Genomic DNA, 18072 nt, shown 5'->3' on the forward strand with positions numbered 1-18072 from the left:
CGCTCAATGAGCGCCGTTTTTGTATTCTAATTTAAGCTCTAAAAATTATAGAGACTCAGTGAACGTACGTGCGATAACGTCACGTTGCTGTTCAGTTGTTAGAGAGTTGAAACGTACAGCGTAACCCGATACACGGATAGTTAGCTGTGGGTAGTTCTCTGGGTGAGCAACTGCGTCTTCTAGCGTTTCACGCTTAAGAACGTTAACGTTTAGGTGTTGACCACCTTCGATGCGTGGTGCTGCTTCGATTGCAACTTCACGGCTTTCGTACTCGCCTAGGTCTGCAGCTGAGATAACTTGGTCAGCTTCGAAACCTGCAGTAGCAACAACACAACGAGCTTCATTCTTCTCGCTATCTAGTAGCCAGATTGAGTTTAGTAGGTCATCGTTTGCTGCTTTAGTAATTTGAATACCTTGGATCATAACTATCTCCTAGTCCACTGAATGTGGTTTGATTATGGTGTTAACTTTCGATTTTTATTGAGCTGGGTAATATATACCTAATATTAGTAAGGTTAACATTGATTTAAGTCAAAAAACAACCAAAAACCATATTTTTACAAAGGTGATTATATTGAGGTAAATCAATAAAACCTTTAAAAACAAAGTAATTACAAAATATTTTAAAGTATAAAAAATATTTAACAGTCATATTTGCTGTAAGTTTACTACATTTGTTGTGTTTTTATTGAACTACAACCGATACGACCCTTTATTTATTAAGCATTCTGAAAGTGTAAAGTGATTTAATGACAAACAATAATTCATCCTCAAAACCGGAAACAAATATTAAGTTTATTGGCGCTCATGTGTCGGCTGCTGGTGGTGTTGATCAGGCGCCTATGCGTGCACGTGAAATAGGTGCCAATGCGTTTGCACTGTTTACCAAGAACCAGAGACAGTGGGCGGCAAAACCACTAGAAGCGAAAACCATTAGTGCCTTTAAAGCCAATTGCAAAATGTTGGGCTACGGTGCTGAGCACATTCTTCCTCATGACTCCTACCTGATTAACCTAGGAGCGCCAGAAGAAGAGAAGCTAGAGAAATCACGCGCGGCTTTTATTGATGAAATGGAGCGTTGTAATCAACTTGGACTAACGCTTTTGAATTTTCATCCTGGGAGTCATTTAAAGAAAATCTCAGAAAGCGAATGTTTGGCGAAGATCGCTGAATCGATCAACCTAGCTCATCAAGCGGTACCTGACGTAATCGCAGTGATCGAGAATACGTCTGGGCAGGGCACTAATCTGGGTTGGAAGTTTGAACATCTAGCCGAGATTATCGAGCAGGTAGAAGATAAGTCACGTGTGGGTGTGTGCTTAGACACCTGCCATACGTTTACTGCTGGCTATGACTTACGTACAAAAGAGGCGTGTGAGCATACTTTTGCTGAGTTCGACCGCATCGTGGGTATGCACTATCTAAGAGCAATGCACATCAATGATTCAAAAGCTGAGTTCGCGAGCCGAGTCGATCGACACCATTCTTTAGGAAAAGGCGAAATTGGCTGGGATTGTTTTGAGTATATTGCCTCTGATTCTCGCTTTAATGGTATCCCTCTTATCTTGGAAACCATTGATTCGACGATCTGGAAAGAGGAAATTCAACAACTTAGAATGTTTCATCGTTCAGCAACGCTAGCGAGCGAACAAGCGTAATAATAGAGGGGGAAATTTATTTCCGTCTATTTCTAAAAATTGGCACCTTTCTTTCATAGTATTAAAGTGAATATGTAGTTCACGATGTCTTAGAGGAGGTGCCTTTATGTATTCAATCACCCAAACTTCAACTATTGCTGTCGCACGCCGTTTACCTACACCAAACCGTCACGTGCATAACCACGGCCACCATCGTACACAGCAGAAAAGTGGTTAATCGAGATAAGCACAACTTGAACTGATTATTATGATTCATCAACAAGTGAACCCTACACATCATGTTTATTGATAGCTGTATGAGGTATAACTAGAGCCTTATTTAGGACAGTTAGCCGATACAGCTATTTTTTTGTCTGGCGAAAGCCGCTAGAAACCTTGATGATTGGGAAGTAAAACGATGAGCGCACCAAAGACTTGGGAATCCATTATTAATGATGAACGTGATAAAGAGTACTTTCAGAGTGTCCTCGCGTTTGTTGAACAGCAACGTAATAGTGGTAAAACCGTCTACCCGCCACAAGAACAGGTGTTCAGTGCCTTTGATATGACGCCTTTCGAATCCGTGCGAGTGGTTATCTTAGGGCAAGATCCTTATCACGGTGCTAACCAAGCTCACGGCTTAGCATTCTCAGTGCTTCCTGGTGTGAAAATCCCACCTTCTCTACGCAATATGTACAAAGAGCTTGCACAAGATATAGAGGGCTTTGAGATTCCTAGTCATGGTTATCTCGATTCTTGGGCATCGCAAGGGGTGTTGATGTTGAACACAGTCCTTACAGTCGAAGAGGCAAAAGCACACTCACATGCTAAGTGTGGCTGGGAAACCTTTACCGATGCCATTATTGCTGAGCTCAATCAGCGCTCTGAACCGATCATCTTTTTGTTGTGGGGCGCACACGCCCAGAAGAAAGGTCAAGCGATTGATGACGACAAGCATCATGTGTTGGTTGCACCTCACCCATCGCCATTATCGGCACGCCGTGGATTCTTCGGTTGTCAGCATTTCTCTACAACCAACAAGCTGCTTTCTTCTATGGATCAACAACCTATTGACTGGCGTTTACCAACAGAAGTGTAGGTTGGTGGTTTTCTGAGCAGGGTCAAATCATAAATCAGCATATTCGTATACACTTATAAATAGTAGGTGTAATGGAGTGCAATACTATGATGATTGAAAGGATAAGACGAGAGCATGGCTATATGGCTCGTTTACTCGCGATACTCAACAGTAAGTTAGAGTTTCTGAAACAGGAGCGAGAAATAAACTATAGCCTGATCGCAGAGGTGGTTCATTACCTTATGAATCATTCAGACAAAGTGCATCACCCTAAAGAAGACGTCATTTATCGCTACTATCTTAAGCAATATGGCAGCGAGCAAGCGATTGAAGACTTGGAGTTAGAGCATCAATTGCTTTCTGAGAAAACGGCGGACTTTTTAGGTTTGGTCGATATGATCCTTCAAGATGCGGTGGTTCCTCAGCAAGTCTTTATTGAGCAGCTTGAAGCGTTTGTTAAGGCTCAGCGAAAGCACATGGAATATGAAGAGAAGCATGTGCTACCCATGATTGTTGAGGCGTTCACGGTGAAAGATTGGCAAGAAGTGGAGTCTCAATGGCTTCAACCGGAAGATGACCCTGTTTTTGGAGAGACCATCGCCGATCAATATCGCCAACTCGCGGCTCGGGTTCGACAAAATGAACAAGAGTGTGTTTAGCCCGTTGTAATGTTGAGGTGCACCTATTTTAGGTGTCCTCTATATTAGAGGGTTGGTTTCCAAATGGCGCTTTGAGCGGATTAACTACCTCAAAAAATAAAAAAGGCACCTATATAGGTGCCTTTTGCTATCTGATTTCTTATCGTGCTGATTAAAGTTTTATATCGTCAAGGCTAAAATCAAGACCTAGGTTCATCTCTCTCAGCTCTTTCTCAAGCTGCCTACGATCGTTGATGGCTTCGATTTCACGCCACTTACGCTTGAGTGGTTTCGAGCGTGATTTTTGAGTTACACGAGGCATTTCTAGTTCTGATACTTCATCGAATTGAAAGCTATCCATAAGCCATATCTCCTTCCGTGGGACTAGTTCTTACGAACCAATAAATATCATATTTAGGTTCATAATAACTTTGATTTGTTTCTCATTTGTTTCAAATCTATGAAGCTTTTGTTCTGTTTTCTTATGCATGCTCACACATTGTGAGAATTATTATGTATAAAAAACAGGCAAACAAACCTAAGTAAACGATTAAATTGGGGGTTATTGAATGTTAATTCATTGTGCGAATGGAATAGCGTTTTGACTACAATGCATTGAAGTGCACATGGTACCGTGCGGTATAGGGATCTCATTGGCCTAGAAAAAAACGAAGATCTTCACTATACCTTGTAAAACCTAGGCTGACGTCATTTTTATAGGATGGTGTTCTTGTTGGGGTAGTGCCGTGGCTGTTGTTGATATTATGTCCCGATAATGTAACTTTTATTGGGCTGCATTGTTGAAAGTTGTGTTAACAAAAGGTGTGTTATTAGTGAAATGTCATTTTAATATAAGTGTATTTGCATATTGATTTTTAGGCCGTCTCGCTGCATTATCCGCCCGTCAAAAAATACACTGATACGTAAAATGGATGCATGAAGCGACATTTACAGTCTCAATCGCCGCAAGAATATAACAAGAGTGCCGACACAACATTGACAGAGGCATAGGCGATTAAGAGGAAGGCTAGGAAGCATGATCGGTGCTTAAACTCAATTACGAGGTTCACGTGACAGACTTAATCAATTTGATGAACGATCTCCTTTGGGGATCTATCTTAGTTTACTTACTGGTTGGTGTGGGTATCTACTTCACTGTACGACTAGGCTTCATTCAATTCCGCCATTTCGGCCACATGTTCTCTGTTCTTAGAAACAGCCGTAAAGCAGACAGTGCTGGTATCTCTTCTTTCCAAGCTCTTTGTACTAGTCTCGCTGCTCGTGTAGGTACGGGTAACATGGCAGGTGTTGCTGTAGCACTAACCGCTGGTGGCCCTGGTGCTATCTTCTGGATGTGGCTAATCGCAATGCTAGGTATGGCAACATCGTTTGCAGAAAGCACACTGGCACAGCTATACAAAACGCGTGATAACGACGGTAACTACCGCGGCGGCCCTGCATACTACATGGAGAAAGGCCTAGGCATGCGTTGGATGGGGGTTCTATTCTCTATCTTCCTCATCATTGCATTTGGTCTTGTATTCAACGCGGTTCAAGCGAACGCGATTGCAAGCGCAATGAATACGGCATTCGACCTTGAGCGTAGCTACGTTGGTGTTGGTATCGTAATCATCTCTGCGTTCGTTATCTTCGGTGGTATCCGTAAGATTGCACGCACAGCAGAAATCATCGTTCCAATCATGGCATTGGCTTACCTAGCGATCGCTATGTACGTGATGTTCGCGAACATCGAGAAAGTGCCTGAAGTACTGGCTCTTATCTTCAAGAGTGCATTCGGTCTGCAAGAAGCAGCAGCGGGTGGCCTAGGTTACGCAATCGCACAAGCGATGATTAACGGCATCAAACGTGGTTTGTTCTCGAACGAAGCGGGTATGGGTTCTGCGCCAAACGCAGCAGCTTCTGCTACGCCTTACCCACCGCACCCAGCATCACAAGGTTACGTGCAAATGCTAGGCGTGTTCATGGATACCATTGTTATCTGTTCAGCAACAGTCGCAATCATCCTGATGTCTGGTGAGTATGTACCACACGGTGAAGTAACGGGTATCGAACTAACGCAACGTGCACTAACAGCACAAGTGGGCGAATGGGGCGGCATTTTTGTAGCGGTAGCGATTTTCTTCTTCGCTTTCACTTCAATCATTGCAAACTACTCGTACGCTGAAACGAACCTTATCTTCCTTGAGCACAACAACAAGAAGGGCCTAGTGCTGTTCCGTATCGTTGTTCTGGGTATGGTTATGTTCGGTTCTCTAGCGACGTTACCAACGGTATGGGCACTGGCTGACGTATCGATGGGCCTAATGGCGATTGTTAACTTGGTGGCGATTATCCTGCTATCAGGTATCGTGATTAAGCTAGCGAAAGACTACAACCGCCAACTAGACGCGGGTAAAGTACCAACATTCGATTCGAATGACTTCCCAGAGCTTAAGTCTCAGCTGGAAGACGGTATTTGGGACAACAACAAGAAGTAATCTTGTTGGAGCGATAAACGGCTCATCCTAAAGTGATTAGAAAGGCTAAGGTTTCGACCTTAGCCTTTTTGTTTGCCTGTCATTTGTCTCATTCTGTCTATCGAAGCTCATTCTCCCTATCGAAGTAATAGGAAGAGTCATAAAGACAAGTTGATGTTTTTTCTATACTCTAGCAGCATCCAGTTAGATAACCGATTAGGGTAAAGTTATGTTAGTTGTCGTTTCTCCAGCCAAAACACTTGATTACGAATCACCATTAGCGACGGAACGCTTTAGTCAGCCTGAGTTTGTTGAACACTCTGCTGAGCTGATTGAAGAGTGCCGCAAACTGACGCCAGTAGATATTTCTGCACTGATGAAAGTCAGCGATAAAATCGCAGGGTTGAACGTAGCGCGCTTTGAGCAGTGGAGCGAGACCTTTACCCAAGACAACGCACGCCAAGCAATCCTAGCCTTTAAAGGCGATGTATACACTGGCCTAGACGCTGAAACGCTATCGGATGAAGATTTTGACTACGCACAAGACCACCTGCGCATGCTTTCTGGGTTATATGGCTTGCTTAAGCCATTAGATTTGATGCAGCCATACCGCCTAGAGATGGGTACACGCTTAGCCAATGCTCGTGGTACTAACTTGTACCAGTTCTGGGGCAACATCATCACAGACAAGCTGAATGAAGCGTTGAATGCTCAAGGCGACAATGTGTTGATCAACTTGGCGTCTAACGAATACTTTAAAGCCGTGAAGCCGAAGAACTTGGATGGCCAAGTGATTACCCCTGTATTCAAAGACTGCAAGAACGGTCAGTACAAGGTGATCAGTTTCTACGCGAAGAAAGCGCGTGGCATGATGGCTCGCTACATCATCGAGAACAAGATCGACTCGGTTGAGGCGCTGACCCAGTTTGATACGGCGGGCTACTACTTCGTTGAAGAAGAGTCGAACGCGAAAGAGCTTGTCTTTAAGCGCGAAGAGCAAAACTAGTAGTCCTTGGCTAACGAGTAGCTCTCGGTTTTAGCCTGATAACAGACCTGATAGAGAAAAGCCCCATGCAGCGAACTGCATGGGGCTTTTTTATTGAATCGTTGAAGCTGGTAGATTACTTCTTCTTTGCTGCTTTCTTTTTCTTCGCGATTTTTTTCTTCTTCGCGATTTTTTGTTTCTCTACCGCTTTCTTATCTTCTTTCTTCGGCTTCTTCTTCTTAGTCACGGCCGCTTTCTTATGCGTAGGGCGCATGCCTTCAATAAAGCGTTCTTTGATTGGTTCGTCTGTGTAACGAGCCACACGCTCAATCATTAGTTGATCGTGCGCTTCAATGATAGAAACCGCGTTACCTTTTTTACCAGCACGAGCAGTACGGCCAATACGGTGTAGGTATACGTCAGCAGTACGTGGCATGTCGTAGTTGATTACGTGGCTTACGTCTGGAAGGTCGATACCACGAGCAGCAACGTCAGTCGCTAGTAGTACGTTTACAGAGCCGTCACGGAAACGAGCAATCGCGTTGTTACGACGATCTTGAGGCATTTCACCTTGGATCCACGCACATGGAATTTGCGCGCTTTCAAGTTGAGCTCGTAGATCACCTAGACGATCACGCGTCTTCAAGAATACGATGCTGCGCTCAGCTTGCTCTGTGATGACGTGCTTTAGGATGTTCAGCTTGTGCTCTGCTGTGTCTGCACGGTGGTACCACTGAGTGATCTTCTTACGCTCACGAAGTGATGATTTCGCATCGATCTCCGCTGGGTTTTTCAGTAGATCTTCAGTGAAGCCTTCAATGCCTTTACCTTCTAGCGTTGCTGAGAACAGTAAAGTTTGTTTACGCCAGCGACACTCTGCAGACAGACGGTCAACAACAGGACCAAAGCCCATGTCTAGCATGCGGTCGGCTTCATCTAGAACCAGCCATTCAATCGCACGACAGTCAAAACGCTCGCCTTCAATGTATTCCATCAAACGGCCAGGTGTTGCTACTACGATATCTTGAGTGGTACTTAAGATATCTGCGTGCTCTTGGTACATCACACCGCCCGTGATCGTGAAGATATTTAGGCTGGTGTATTTAGCAAGCTCACGTGCTTGTTCGGTGATCTGCATTGCTAGCTCACGCGTTGGCGTCAGGATAAGCATACGTGCAGGGCCAGATTTCTTACGTGGGAAATCCAGTAGGTATTGCAGTGCTGGCAATACAAATGATGCTGTTTTACCAGTACCTGTTGGCGCAGAAGCCAAAACGTCTCTTCCATCTAACGCTTGTGGGATTGCTTCAGCTTGTATCTGTGTTGGACGTTCGTAGCCCATTTCGTCAATTGCTTTAAGCAGCTCTTGGTTTAGATCGAGTTCTGCAAAGGTTCTGATCACTGTTGTTTCTCCACAAGCAATAAATGTTTCTGCCTCAAAAAGCAGACGATAAAAAAGAGTAGTCGGACATTATAGAAGCATTAGTGATTAGGATCACATGGTATTTGCTACATCTTGAGATAAAAATCTTTAGTGAGCGCAATAAATGCTTCGCTATAACCACCTTGATGGTGAATTGTAAGCGATTCGCGCTGCAAATCTTGCTCGCAAGCAGGATCTTTAGATAACTCGAATAAAATTCGGCTAGCTGGCTTTTTATCTGTTGTTTTTACATCAAGGCGTTTTGCTAGATACCAACCACATTGCTCGGCAAGCTTGATAAAACCTTCCCCCTCAGGCGTCGGTAGGATGAAACTGGCAGTCGCGGCGTCGGTTGTTATCTCGAAACAACGCTGGGCAAGCGCTAAATGATCCAAGCTGTCGGTGTGCCTGGCGGTGGCTCTTTGGCTTTGCTGCGCCTGTTCTCCAGAGTTGAAGTAGGGCGGGTTACAGATGATCGCATCAAACCTTTGTGGAAAGTCGGTTGTTAACACGCTGCCGTGATCAAGGGAGATACGATTTTGCCAAGGCGACTGCTCAATATTGACAGTGGCAGCATCAATAGCGTGTTGATCAATATCTATCGCAGAGATTGAAGCATCTTCAAAACGCTGCGCAGCCATCAAAGCCAGCAGACCTGTCCCGGTTCCAATATCGAGTACACATGATCTTTGTGGCAGGCTTACCCAAGCGCCAAGTAATACGCCATCGGTACTGACTGGCATACCGCTTTTCCCGCCGTAAATTGAGAATTGCTTAAAATTGAAGCTTTTAGTTTGCACTGTTTTGTCTTTCATTAATGTTCTGAGTATCGAGATATTTTAAGTGATTAGCTCTAATGTTAACCGCTTGTATGAATCAATGTTCTGCTTGGAAGAATATTGTTGTGCATTATGGTTAGTTTATAATTGTGGCTATTTTTCTATAGCTAGTGGAATCCACTGCTTTTTGTTCTCATATGCAAATTTATATGGTGTTTTTGTGTGGTGACTTGCAGCTAGCCAGTTGTTTCGTCATTATGCGCGACTATTTTATAGATTGATTGGCAGCTTTGAGCTGTAACATTCATGTAAGCACAACATAAATTCATAAATATAATTAAGGATTATCTGTGAAACAGAGTCTAAAACTAACAGATATAATGGCATTGGGCTTTATGCTTTTTGCGTTTTTCTTGGGTGCGGGTAACATCATCTTCCCACCTCTAGCTGGCCAATTAGCCGGTGATCACTTCCTTCCAGCGATGTCTGGTTTTCTGCTGACTGCCGTTGGTCTGCCGTTAATCACTATCGTCGCGGTCGCAGTGGCTGGTGGCTCTTGGGGTCACTTAACTAAAGATCTTCCTAAGAAAGCAGCAACCATCATGGCTGTACTGATCTTTATCATTATCGGTCCTGCATTTGCTGCACCGCGTACTGGCCTTGTTGCCTATGAGATGGCGGTGAAACCGTTCTTCATCGATGCCTCTCAAGCTCACCTAACTCTCTTTTCGATTGCATTTTTTGCAGTAGCGATGTTCTTCTCATGGTCGCAAGGTAAGCTTATTGACGTCATTGGTAAGGTGCTAACACCTGCACTGTTCGTTGGTTTGGTTGTGCTGGCGATTGCTGTATTCGTTAACCCTCAAGGCGATATTCTTGCGGCTCACGGTGAGTACATCACTCAACCACTAACCAAAGGTTTCCTTGAAGGCTACAACACCATGGATACTTTTGCTTCTTTGATGTTTGGTATGCTGATTGTTGATGCGATTCGTAGCAAGGGCATTACTGACCGTGCAGCGACGACTAAGTACCTAATTAGCGCGGGTTGTATTGCCGCAGCGGGTCTGGCGTTTGTTTACATCTCTCTATTTTTCCTAGGCGCAACAAGTGCAACAGTCGCAGCTGGTGCAGACAATGGCGGTGCTATTTTAAGCCTATACGTTCAATCGTTGTTTGGTCCTTCTGGTCAGCTAGTGCTTTCTGTGATCGTACTATTAGCATGTCTAACCACGGCGATTGGCCTTGTGTCAGCATGTTCTGATTACTTCAGCTCGCTAACGCCTCTGTCTTACAAGACTTGGGTAATCATCAATGGTGTAGCTTGTGCAACCGTTGCGAACGTTGGTCTTTCTCAACTGATTTCTCTGTCTGTTCCAGTACTGTTTGCACTGTACCCAGTCGCTATCGCGTTGGTTGCTCTGACATTCTTACGTAGCCGTTTCCCTAATCCAAAAGCGGCTTACCGCGTAGTGGTATTAGTGTCACTGCTGTTTGCTCTTATTGATGGCGCTAAAGTAGCGGGTGTAGACGTGTCTGCACTTAAGATGCTGCCACTGTTTGAGATCGGTATGGGTTGGTTGCTTCCAACAACGGCTGCAATCATCTGTATGTTCTTTGTTGGCAAGTCAACAGAACAAGAGATGGCTGAAGAGACTGTTTAATCTTCCGTTGAGATTAGATTGTCCTTCGAGATGAAATAGAAAAGGCCTCATTACTTCGCAGTAATGAGGCCTTTTTGTATTCTGTGGTCTTTTTATATCCAGCTAGTTACTTGGTTAGCTACTTAGCCGGGAGTACTTCTGTTTGGTTATAGCTTTTCGCTGTACTCAACCAGTACTTGCTCAACCCAGCTTGCGATACGGTCGTCGCTTAGCTCGTATTGTGAATCTTCATCAAGCGCCAAACCAACGAATTGAGATTTGTCTTCGGTTAACGCTTTAGACGCTTCGAACTCGTAGCTGTCATCGTTTGGCCAGAAGCCAACAAACTCTGCACCCGCGGTTTTCAGTTCATCATGCAATAGACCCATCGCATCTAGGAACCATTCGCCGTAGCCTTCTTGGTCACCCAAACCAAACAGAGCCACAACCTTGCCTTTCATAGGCGTGGTTGCGATGTCTTCCCACAGTTCATTCCAATCTTCTTGGATTTCACCGAAGTCCCAAGTCGAGATGCCCAGCAATAAAAGGTCGTAGTCCGCCATCAATGAAAGAGGGCTTTCTTTCACGTTATGGATATCAACTAGGTCTTCACCAATAATGCCGCGAATTTTCTCTGCTGCCATTTCTGTGTAGCAGGTGGTTGAGCCGTAAAATAATCCAATTTTCATAGCAAACGTTCGATTTTAATTTCAGATGGCGAATTCTAACCATAAATCGACTTCGATTGCAGCGATTATCCGCTCAAGTCGTAATTTTTATGGCATTCATATTTGCTCTGGCATACTCTCAAAACAGTTTCCAATATTGTGAGTAACACTATGCAGTCGCCTCAAGGGCAGAGCGCAGACCACGGTCTCGTTGAGCAGTTTTTAGATGCTATGTGGATGGAGCGAGGATTATCGGAGAATACGCTTGTCTCGTACCGTACCGATTTGTCCAAGTTATTAGCGTGGATGGAAAAGAACAATTACCGCCTCGACTTCATTAGCCTTTCAGGTTTACAGGATTATCAAGGCTGGTTAGCCGACGCCGATTTTAAGCAGACCTCTCGTGCCCGTATGTTGTCGGCGATTCGTCGCTTGTTCCAATATTTGCACCGCGAGAAAATCAGAGGCGATGATCCAAGTGCCTTGTTGATCAGCCCGAAGCTGCCGCAACGCTTGCCGAAAGATTTGAGCGAAGAACAGGTTGATGCTTTGCTCGATGCGCCAGATCCGAACGATCCGATTGAGCTTCGCGATAAGGCGATGCTTGAGTTACTCTATGCAACCGGTTTGCGTGTGACAGAACTGGTTAGCTTGACGATGGAAAACATCAGCCTAAGACAGGGCGTGGTGCGTGTTATTGGTAAGGGTGGCAAAGAGCGCTTAGTACCAATGGGCGAAAATGCGGTGGATTGGATAGAGACTTTTATTGAACAGGGTCGTCCACATCTACTTGGCGAAAACAGTTCTGATGTGGTTTTTCCGAGTAAACGCGCCAAGCAAATGACCCGTCAGACGTTCTGGTATCGTATTAAGCACTACTCGGTCGTCGCTGGTATCGACACAGAATTGTTGTCACCACACGTATTGAGACACGCTTTTGCGACGCATTTACTGAACTATGGCGCAGATCTCAGGGTCGTACAGATGTTACTTGGGCATAGTGACTTATCGACAACCCAAATTTATACTCACGTGGCGACTGAAAGGCTCAAGCAAATTCATGCGCAGCATCACCCACGTGCTTAAATCCATTTATTTTTAAGGTGAACTTAATGAGCGTATTACGCCGTCTTCCTCTACTAGCGCTTCCTCTTATGATTACTGCATGTAATGCATCAGAAGCGAAAGTAGAAACAACATCAACAGCCGTAGAAGCTGCTCCAGCTCAAGCTATTGATACAGCTGCGTTAACTAAGCGTTTTGAAAAAATCGGTATTAAGGTCGATAAGATTGTTCCTTCGGATATCGATGGTTTGTTAGAAGTTCAAACCAACAGCGGCATTATATTTTCTTCTCCAGAGGGCGATCACTTTCTAGCCGGTACACTTTACTCTTTGGATGAAAACGGAAAGTTCAGTGATGTTTTGGCTGAGCGTCAAGCTCCGCTGAATGCTGAAAAAGTGGCAGCGATGTCGGACACGGTTATTGAATACAAAGCCGATAACGAAAAGTATGTTGTGACGGTATTTACTGACATTACGTGCGGCTACTGTGTTCGTCTGCACAGCCAAATGCAAGGCTACAACGATTTGGGTATCACCGTTCGTTACATGGCTTACCCACGCCAAGGTGCGACAGGGCAAGTTGCCGATCAAATGGCAGCAATCTGGGCGTCAGATGATCCAAAAACAGCGATGCATGACGCTAAAGTAAACCGTCAAATGCCAGCGTCTGGTAAAGACCTAGCAGAGCAAAAGCAGATCATTGCTAAACAATACCAACTGGGTCGTGAGCTTGGCATCAATGGCACACCGGCTATCGTGCTAGCAAGTGGTGAGTTGGTGAGTGGTTACTTACCGCCAGCACAACTTCTTCAACGTTTAGAGCAATAATCTCGTTTTCTGTATTGCCAATTTATCCCCCATGTTTTTGATTTAAGGAGTGGCCTGATTGATATCGGGCCCATTTTTATATGATAGAGATCCAACGCCGTCCTGAGGTCGACATTTCAGTCTTACCTGCTCACTTACCTGACTTGTTAAAGCGCATTTATGTGAGTCGTGGAATCGACAGTGCCGACCAACTAGAGACAGCAGCGAAAGGCTTGCACTCTTATCAAAAACTGGGCGGCATTGATGCTGCGGTTGAGCTGTTGTTCAAAGCTATTCAGCAGCAAAAACGCATCATCATTGTTGGTGACTTTGATGCCGATGGCGCGACCAGCTCGGCGCTGTCTGTTTTAGCGTTACGTATGCTCGGCAGCTCTAACGTCGACTATCTGGTACCAAACCGTTTTGAAGATGGTTATGGCTTGAGCCCTGAGGTTGTTGAACAGGCAATCGAGCTTGGTGCTGAAGTGATCATGACGGTCGACAACGGTGTATCTTCAATTGAAGGTGTTCGCTTTGCTAAAGAGAAAGGGCTAGAGGTTCTGGTTACCGATCATCACTTGCCGGGCAATGAACTGCCAATGGTCGATGCTATGGTTAACCCAAACCTTGAAAGTTGTGCTTTTCCTTCGAAAGCCCTAGCGGGGGTTGGTGTCGCTTTTTACCTGATGATGGCATTGTGTGTTCACATGCGTAAATTGGGTTGGTTTGCAGAGCGCGGCATGACAGAACCTAAGTTGATGGAACTGATTGACCTTGTGGCGCTGGGTACGGTTGCCGACGTGGTTCCACTCGATGAAAACAACCGAATTTTAGTTCATCAAGGTTTGCAACGTATTCGTGCGGGTAAAGCTCGTCCGGGCATTCAAGCCTTGATCGAAATTGCTAAGCGAGACGCTAAGCGTTTGGTGGCGTCTGACTTTGGCTTTGCTCTTGGTCCTCGTATCAATGCAGCTGGTCGATTAGACGACATGTCTTTTGGTGTTGAGCTGCTAATGAGTAACAACGTCCATGCGGCTCGTCGAATGGCGAGTGAGTTAGATGGCTTGAACCAAACACGTAAAGAGATCGAAGAGGGTATGAAGCAAGAAGCGATGGCTTTTTGTGAGCGCCTTGAATTTGGTAAAGACGACCTACCTTCTGGCTTGGCACTATTCCAACGTGATTGGCACCAAGGTGTGATTGGTATTTTGGCTTCGCGTATCAAAGACAAATACCACCGCCCAGTGATTGCGTTTGCAGATGGCGGCGAAGGCAGTATCAAAGGTTCATGTCGTTCAATTCCGGGTCTGCACATGCGTGATGCATTGGACCGAATTGATACTCAAAACCCTGGCTTGATTCTTAAATTTGGTGGCCACGCAATGGCGGCTGGTTTAACCATCATGGAAAAGGACTTTGAACGCTTCAGCAAGCTGTTCAATGATGTGGTGAAGAATGAACTTGGAGAAACAGCACTGAAGGGCATTATCTTGTCTGATGGTGAGCTGTTACCAGAAGAGTTCTCGATGCACACCGCTGAAACGCTGCGTTCAGGTGGCCCGTGGGGACAAGCTTTCCCTGAGCCAATCTTCGATGGTGAGTTTAAAGTGCTGCACCAAAAGCTGGTGGGTGAAAAGCACCTTAAGCTGATGCTTGAGCCGCTCTACAAAGGCCACCCAACCAATGTGATGATTGACGGTATTGCCTTTAACGTCGACCTACGTCGCTGGCCTGATGCATCAGTAAAAACCGTTCATCTTGCATTTAAGCTCGATATCAACGAATTTCGCGGCAACCAATCGTTGCAGCTGATGATTGATCATATCGAAGCCAAATAGTGATTTTGGGCTCAATAATGCTCATCATATAGTGCCAAATTCAACAAGCTCTGTTCAAAAACAGGGCTTGTTTTCCTTCCTGCCCTTACAAAATTTACGTGTTTTTTATGCCTGTCAATTTTATATCCCATTAAGTTGTTGAATCTTGGTTCAGCACTCTAAAAAATTCTGTATCTCCGTCACACTTTTGAGTACAATTCTTCGGTTAAATTCTACTCATAAATGATGAGCTAAAATGTTTGAAATCAATCCTATAAAAAACCGTCTGCAGGATGTGTCTGAGCGCACAAATATCCTGAGGGGGTATCTTTGACTATGACGCTAAGAAAGAGCGTCTAGAAGAAGTAAACGCAGAATTAGAACAACCGGATGTATGGAACGAACCTGAGCGTGCTCAAGCGCTAGGTAAAGAACGTTCTGCATTGGAAGCGGTAGTAGAAACGATCGACCAACTTGACCAAGGTGTTGAGGATGTTGATGGCCTATTAGAGCTTGCGGTTGAAGAAGAAGATCAAGAAACGTTCGATGAAATTGAACCAGAACTGGCCGAGCTTGAAGCTAAGCTAGAGAAGCTGGAATTCCGTCGTATGTTCTCTGGTGATCACGATGCATCAGATTGCTACATCGATTTACAGTCAGGTTCGGGCGGTACAGAAGCTCAAGACTGGACTTCAATGATGTTGCGCATGTACTTACGTTGGGCAGATTCGAAAGGCTTCAAGACTGAAGTTATCGAAGTGTCGGATGGCGATGTTGCTGGCCTTAAAGGCGCAACGGTACGTATTTCTGGTGAGTATGCTTACGGTTGGTTACGCACAGAGACTGGTGTTCACCGTCTAGTTCGTAAGTCACCATTTGATTCAAGTGGTCGTCGTCATACTTCATTTGCATCTGCGTTTATCTATCCTGAGATTGATGACAACATTACGATCGACATTAATCCTTCTGACCTACGTATTGACGTATACCGTGCCTCTGGCGCTGGTGGTCAGCACGTAAACACCACGGAATCAGCGGTACGTATTACTCACGTTCCGACTAACACTGTGGTTCAGTGTCAGAATGACCGTTCGCAGCATAAGAACAAAGATCAAGCGATGAAGCAGCTACGTGCTAAGCTTTTTGAACTTGAGATTCAAAAACAAAATGCTGAAAAACAAGCGAGCGAAGAGACGAAATCAGACATCGGTTGGGGCAGTCAAATCCGCTCTTACGTGCTGGATGATTCTCGTATCAAAGATTTACGCACCGGCATCGAAAACCGTAATACTCAAGCGGTTCTTGACGGTGACTTAGACAAGTTTATTGAAGCTAGCCTGAAATCAGGTCTGTAAGCTTTATCAACTATTAAGCTTTACCAATAATATTGGTAAAAATGCCTATATTTGCAAAAATATAGCGGTCCAAATTTTAAAAGCAGGGTACATCTCTAATGACTGATGCTGTTCAAAACGAAAACGCACAAGAAGCTTCTTCACCTGAAGAGAACAAACTAATCGCTGAGCGCCGCAGCAAGCTGGATCACATCCGCCAAAACTGCAAAGCTAACGGTCACCCAAATGACTTCCGTCGTGAGCACCTAGCTGGCGATCTTCAAGCGGAATTCGGTGAGAAGACTAAGGAAGAGCTAGAAGAGCTTAACCACATCGTTGCGATCGCTGGTCGTGTAATGGCGAAGCGTGGTCCATTCCTTGCGATTCAAGAAACTTCTGGTCGTATCCAAGCATACGCAGCGAAAGACGTACAAAAAGTACTGAAAGAGAAGTACCAAGGCCTAGATATCGGTGACATCATCGGTGTTAAAGGTGCGCTTCACAAATCAGGTAAAGGCGACCTTTACGTGAACATGGAAGAGTTTGAACTGCTGACTAAAGCACTTCGTCCTCTACCAGAGAAGTTCCACGGTCTAACTGACCAAGAGATGCGTTACCGTCAGCGTTACGTTGACCTAATCGTGAACGAAGACTCTCGCAATGCATTCATCGTGCGTTCTAAGCTTGTATCTTCAATCCGTAACTTCATGAGCGCTAAAGGCTACCTAGAAGTTGAAACGCCAATGATGCACGTGATCCCGGGTGGTGCAACTGCACGTCCATTCATCACTCACCACAATGCACTAGACATCGATATGTACCTACGTGTTGCACCAGAGCTTTACCTTAAGCGTCTAGTGGTTGGTGGTTTTGACCGTGTATTCGAGATCAACCGTAATTTCCGTAACGAAGGTCTATCTCCACGTCACAACCCAGAATTCACAATGATGGAATTCTACCAAGCGTACTCTGACTACAAAGACCTTATGGATCTGACTGAAGAGATGCTAAGCACGGCAGCAATGGACGTTCTTGGTTCTACTTCTATGCCTTACGGTGACGAAACGGTTGAGTTCGGTGGCACTTACGCTCGAATGAGCATGTTCGATGCAATCAAGCACTACAACCCTGAGCACGCTGAGATTCAAGCGCTAACAGAAGCAGACCTACAAGACCGTGAGAAGATGGTTGCTATCGCAAAATCTGTACACGTAGACGTAGAAACGTTCTGGACATGTGGTCAGCTTCTAGAAGAGATCTTTGGTGAAACGGCTGAGCCTCAGCTAATTCAACCAACGTTCATCACTGGCTACCCTGCGGACATCTCTCCTCTAGCTCGTCGTAGCGATGACAACCCGTTCTTCACAGACCGTTTTGAGTTCTTCATCGGTGGCCGTGAAGTTGCGAATGGTTTCTCTGAGCTTAACGATGCACAAGACCAAGACGAGCGTTTTAAAGCGCAAGTTAACGCGAAAGACGCGGGTGATGACGAAGCGATGTACTACGATGCAGACTACATTACTGCACTAGAGCACGGCCTACCGCCAACAGCGGGTCAAGGTATCGGTATCGACCGTCTAGCAATGCTATTTACAAACACGCACACAATCCGTGACGTGATCTTGTTCCCGGCAATGCGTCCACAGGCGTAATTCTCGCTTATAGGGCGTAACAGCCTATGTAATTAAAAAGCCACTGAAGAGTGTAATGCCGATCAGTTAA

Annotated in this window: 16 protein-coding genes; 11 read left to right on the forward strand and 5 right to left on the reverse strand. The window is 45.1% G+C overall.

Annotated features, from left to right (window positions below; genetic code table 11):
• Window positions 1-45 precede the first annotated feature (45 nt).
• Complete coding sequence (gene grcA, locus AB4167_RS12085) at window positions 46-423, reverse strand: autonomous glycyl radical cofactor GrcA (RefSeq protein WP_017059315.1); 378 nt, start codon at window positions 421-423, stop codon at window positions 46-48.
• Between the two features lie 326 nt (window positions 424-749).
• Here grcA and nfo point away from each other — a divergent pair, with 326 nt between their 5' ends.
• From nfo to AB4167_RS12100, 3 genes are all read left to right on the forward strand, one after another.
• Window positions 750-1658 (forward strand): deoxyribonuclease IV, encoded by a 909-nt coding sequence (gene nfo / locus AB4167_RS12090; protein ID WP_102319761.1) that lies wholly within the window; start codon window positions 750-752, stop codon window positions 1656-1658.
• Between the two features lie 397 nt (window positions 1659-2055).
• Entirely contained in the window at window positions 2056-2736 is a 681-nt protein-coding gene (gene ung, locus AB4167_RS12095; protein WP_102428207.1) for a uracil-DNA glycosylase, read from the forward strand.
• 86 nt (window positions 2737-2822) lie between these two features.
• Window positions 2823-3374, forward strand: coding sequence for a hemerythrin domain-containing protein (locus AB4167_RS12100; RefSeq protein WP_017070073.1), 552 nt, complete (start codon window positions 2823-2825; stop codon window positions 3372-3374).
• Window positions 3375-3525: 151 nt separating this feature from the next.
• Here the strand turns inward: AB4167_RS12100 and AB4167_RS12105 are convergent, their stop codons facing one another.
• Complete coding sequence (locus AB4167_RS12105; RefSeq protein ID WP_017059319.1) at window positions 3526-3714, reverse strand: DUF3545 family protein; 189 nt, start codon at window positions 3712-3714, stop codon at window positions 3526-3528.
• 709 nt (window positions 3715-4423) lie between these two features.
• Between AB4167_RS12105 and AB4167_RS12110 the strand changes: the two genes are divergently transcribed.
• On the forward strand, window positions 4424-5851 hold the full coding sequence (locus AB4167_RS12110) for a sodium:alanine symporter family protein (protein ID WP_032545312.1): 1428 nt from the start codon (window positions 4424-4426) through the stop codon (window positions 5849-5851).
• 208 nt (window positions 5852-6059) lie between these two features.
• Complete coding sequence (gene yaaA, locus AB4167_RS12115) at window positions 6060-6836, forward strand: peroxide stress protein YaaA (protein ID WP_017059322.1); 777 nt, start codon at window positions 6060-6062, stop codon at window positions 6834-6836.
• 115 nt (window positions 6837-6951) lie between these two features.
• Here yaaA and srmB read toward each other — a convergent pair whose 3' ends face one another.
• Both srmB and AB4167_RS12125 read right to left on the reverse strand, forming a co-directional pair.
• Entirely contained in the window at window positions 6952-8217 is a 1266-nt protein-coding gene (gene srmB / locus AB4167_RS12120) for an ATP-dependent RNA helicase SrmB (RefSeq protein ID WP_017059323.1), read from the reverse strand.
• A gap of 107 nt (window positions 8218-8324) precedes the next feature.
• Window positions 8325-9053: a tRNA1(Val) (adenine(37)-N6)-methyltransferase gene (locus tag AB4167_RS12125; protein ID WP_017062876.1), complete on the reverse strand. Its 729-nt coding sequence runs from the start codon at window positions 9051-9053 to the stop codon at window positions 8325-8327.
• A gap of 314 nt (window positions 9054-9367) precedes the next feature.
• Between AB4167_RS12125 and brnQ the strand changes: the two genes are divergently transcribed.
• Window positions 9368-10681, forward strand: a complete 1314-nt coding sequence (gene brnQ / locus AB4167_RS12130; RefSeq protein ID WP_017059325.1) for a branched-chain amino acid transport system II carrier protein — start codon at window positions 9368-9370, stop codon at window positions 10679-10681.
• A 146-nt stretch (window positions 10682-10827) separates the two neighbouring features.
• Here brnQ and fldB read toward each other — a convergent pair whose 3' ends face one another.
• Window positions 10828-11349, reverse strand: a complete 522-nt coding sequence (gene fldB / locus AB4167_RS12135) for a flavodoxin FldB (protein ID WP_017062875.1) — start codon at window positions 11347-11349, stop codon at window positions 10828-10830.
• A gap of 150 nt (window positions 11350-11499) precedes the next feature.
• On the opposite strand from fldB, the gene xerD reads away from it, so the two are divergent.
• The 5 genes from xerD to lysS all read left to right on the forward strand — a co-directional run bounded on the left by xerD (window position 11500) and on the right by lysS (window position 18002).
• Window positions 11500-12414, forward strand: a complete 915-nt coding sequence (xerD, locus tag AB4167_RS12140; protein WP_017059327.1) for a site-specific tyrosine recombinase XerD — start codon at window positions 11500-11502, stop codon at window positions 12412-12414.
• Window positions 12415-12440: 26 nt separating this feature from the next.
• Entirely contained in the window at window positions 12441-13220 is a 780-nt protein-coding gene (locus AB4167_RS12145) for a thioredoxin fold domain-containing protein (protein WP_017062874.1), read from the forward strand.
• An 80-nt stretch (window positions 13221-13300) separates the two neighbouring features.
• On the forward strand, window positions 13301-15037 hold the full coding sequence (recJ, locus tag AB4167_RS12150; protein ID WP_372083380.1) for a single-stranded-DNA-specific exonuclease RecJ: 1737 nt from the start codon (window positions 13301-13303) through the stop codon (window positions 15035-15037).
• A 235-nt stretch (window positions 15038-15272) separates the two neighbouring features.
• Window positions 15273-16371, forward strand: a protein-coding gene (gene prfB / locus AB4167_RS12155; protein WP_100208942.1) for a peptide chain release factor 2 whose coding sequence is annotated in 2 segments (ribosomal slippage) — window positions 15273-15347 and window positions 15349-16371 — 1098 coding nt in all. Because the reading frame shifts where the segments join, the coding sequence is not laid out codon by codon here.
• A gap of 98 nt (window positions 16372-16469) precedes the next feature.
• Complete coding sequence (gene lysS / locus AB4167_RS12160; RefSeq protein ID WP_017059330.1) at window positions 16470-18002, forward strand: lysine--tRNA ligase; 1533 nt, start codon at window positions 16470-16472, stop codon at window positions 18000-18002.
• The last annotated feature ends 70 nt before the right edge of the window (window positions 18003-18072 follow it).

Source organism: Vibrio sp. 10N.286.49.E11 (assembly GCF_041469505.1).
Taxonomy (GTDB): Bacteria; Pseudomonadota; Gammaproteobacteria; order Enterobacterales; family Vibrionaceae; genus Vibrio; species Vibrio crassostreae_C.

Bases quoted from the DNA above. Each gene is read 5' to 3' on its own strand.
- grcA (WP_017059315.1), bottom strand. From the start codon at position 423: ATGATCCAAGGTATTCAAATTACTAAAGCAGCAAACGATGACCTACTA.
- nfo (WP_102319761.1), top strand. From the start codon at position 750: ATGACAAACAATAATTCATCCTCAAAACCGGAAACAAATATTAAGTTT.
- ung (WP_102428207.1), top strand. From the start codon at position 2,056: ATGAGCGCACCAAAGACTTGGGAATCCATTATTAATGATGAACGTGAT.
- AB4167_RS12100 (WP_017070073.1), top strand. From the start codon at position 2,823: ATGATGATTGAAAGGATAAGACGAGAGCATGGCTATATGGCTCGTTTA.
- AB4167_RS12105 (WP_017059319.1), bottom strand. From the start codon at position 3,714: ATGGATAGCTTTCAATTCGATGAAGTATCAGAACTAGAAATGCCTCGT.
- yaaA (WP_017059322.1), top strand. From the start codon at position 6,060: ATGTTAGTTGTCGTTTCTCCAGCCAAAACACTTGATTACGAATCACCA.
- AB4167_RS12125 (WP_017062876.1), bottom strand. From the start codon at position 9,053: ATGAAAGACAAAACAGTGCAAACTAAAAGCTTCAATTTTAAGCAATTC.
- fldB (WP_017062875.1), bottom strand. From the start codon at position 11,349: ATGAAAATTGGATTATTTTACGGCTCAACCACCTGCTACACAGAAATG.
- xerD (WP_017059327.1), top strand. From the start codon at position 11,500: ATGCAGTCGCCTCAAGGGCAGAGCGCAGACCACGGTCTCGTTGAGCAG.
- AB4167_RS12145 (WP_017062874.1), top strand. From the start codon at position 12,441: ATGAGCGTATTACGCCGTCTTCCTCTACTAGCGCTTCCTCTTATGATT.
- recJ (WP_372083380.1), top strand. From the start codon at position 13,301: ATGATAGAGATCCAACGCCGTCCTGAGGTCGACATTTCAGTCTTACCT.
- lysS (WP_017059330.1), top strand. From the start codon at position 16,470: ATGACTGATGCTGTTCAAAACGAAAACGCACAAGAAGCTTCTTCACCT.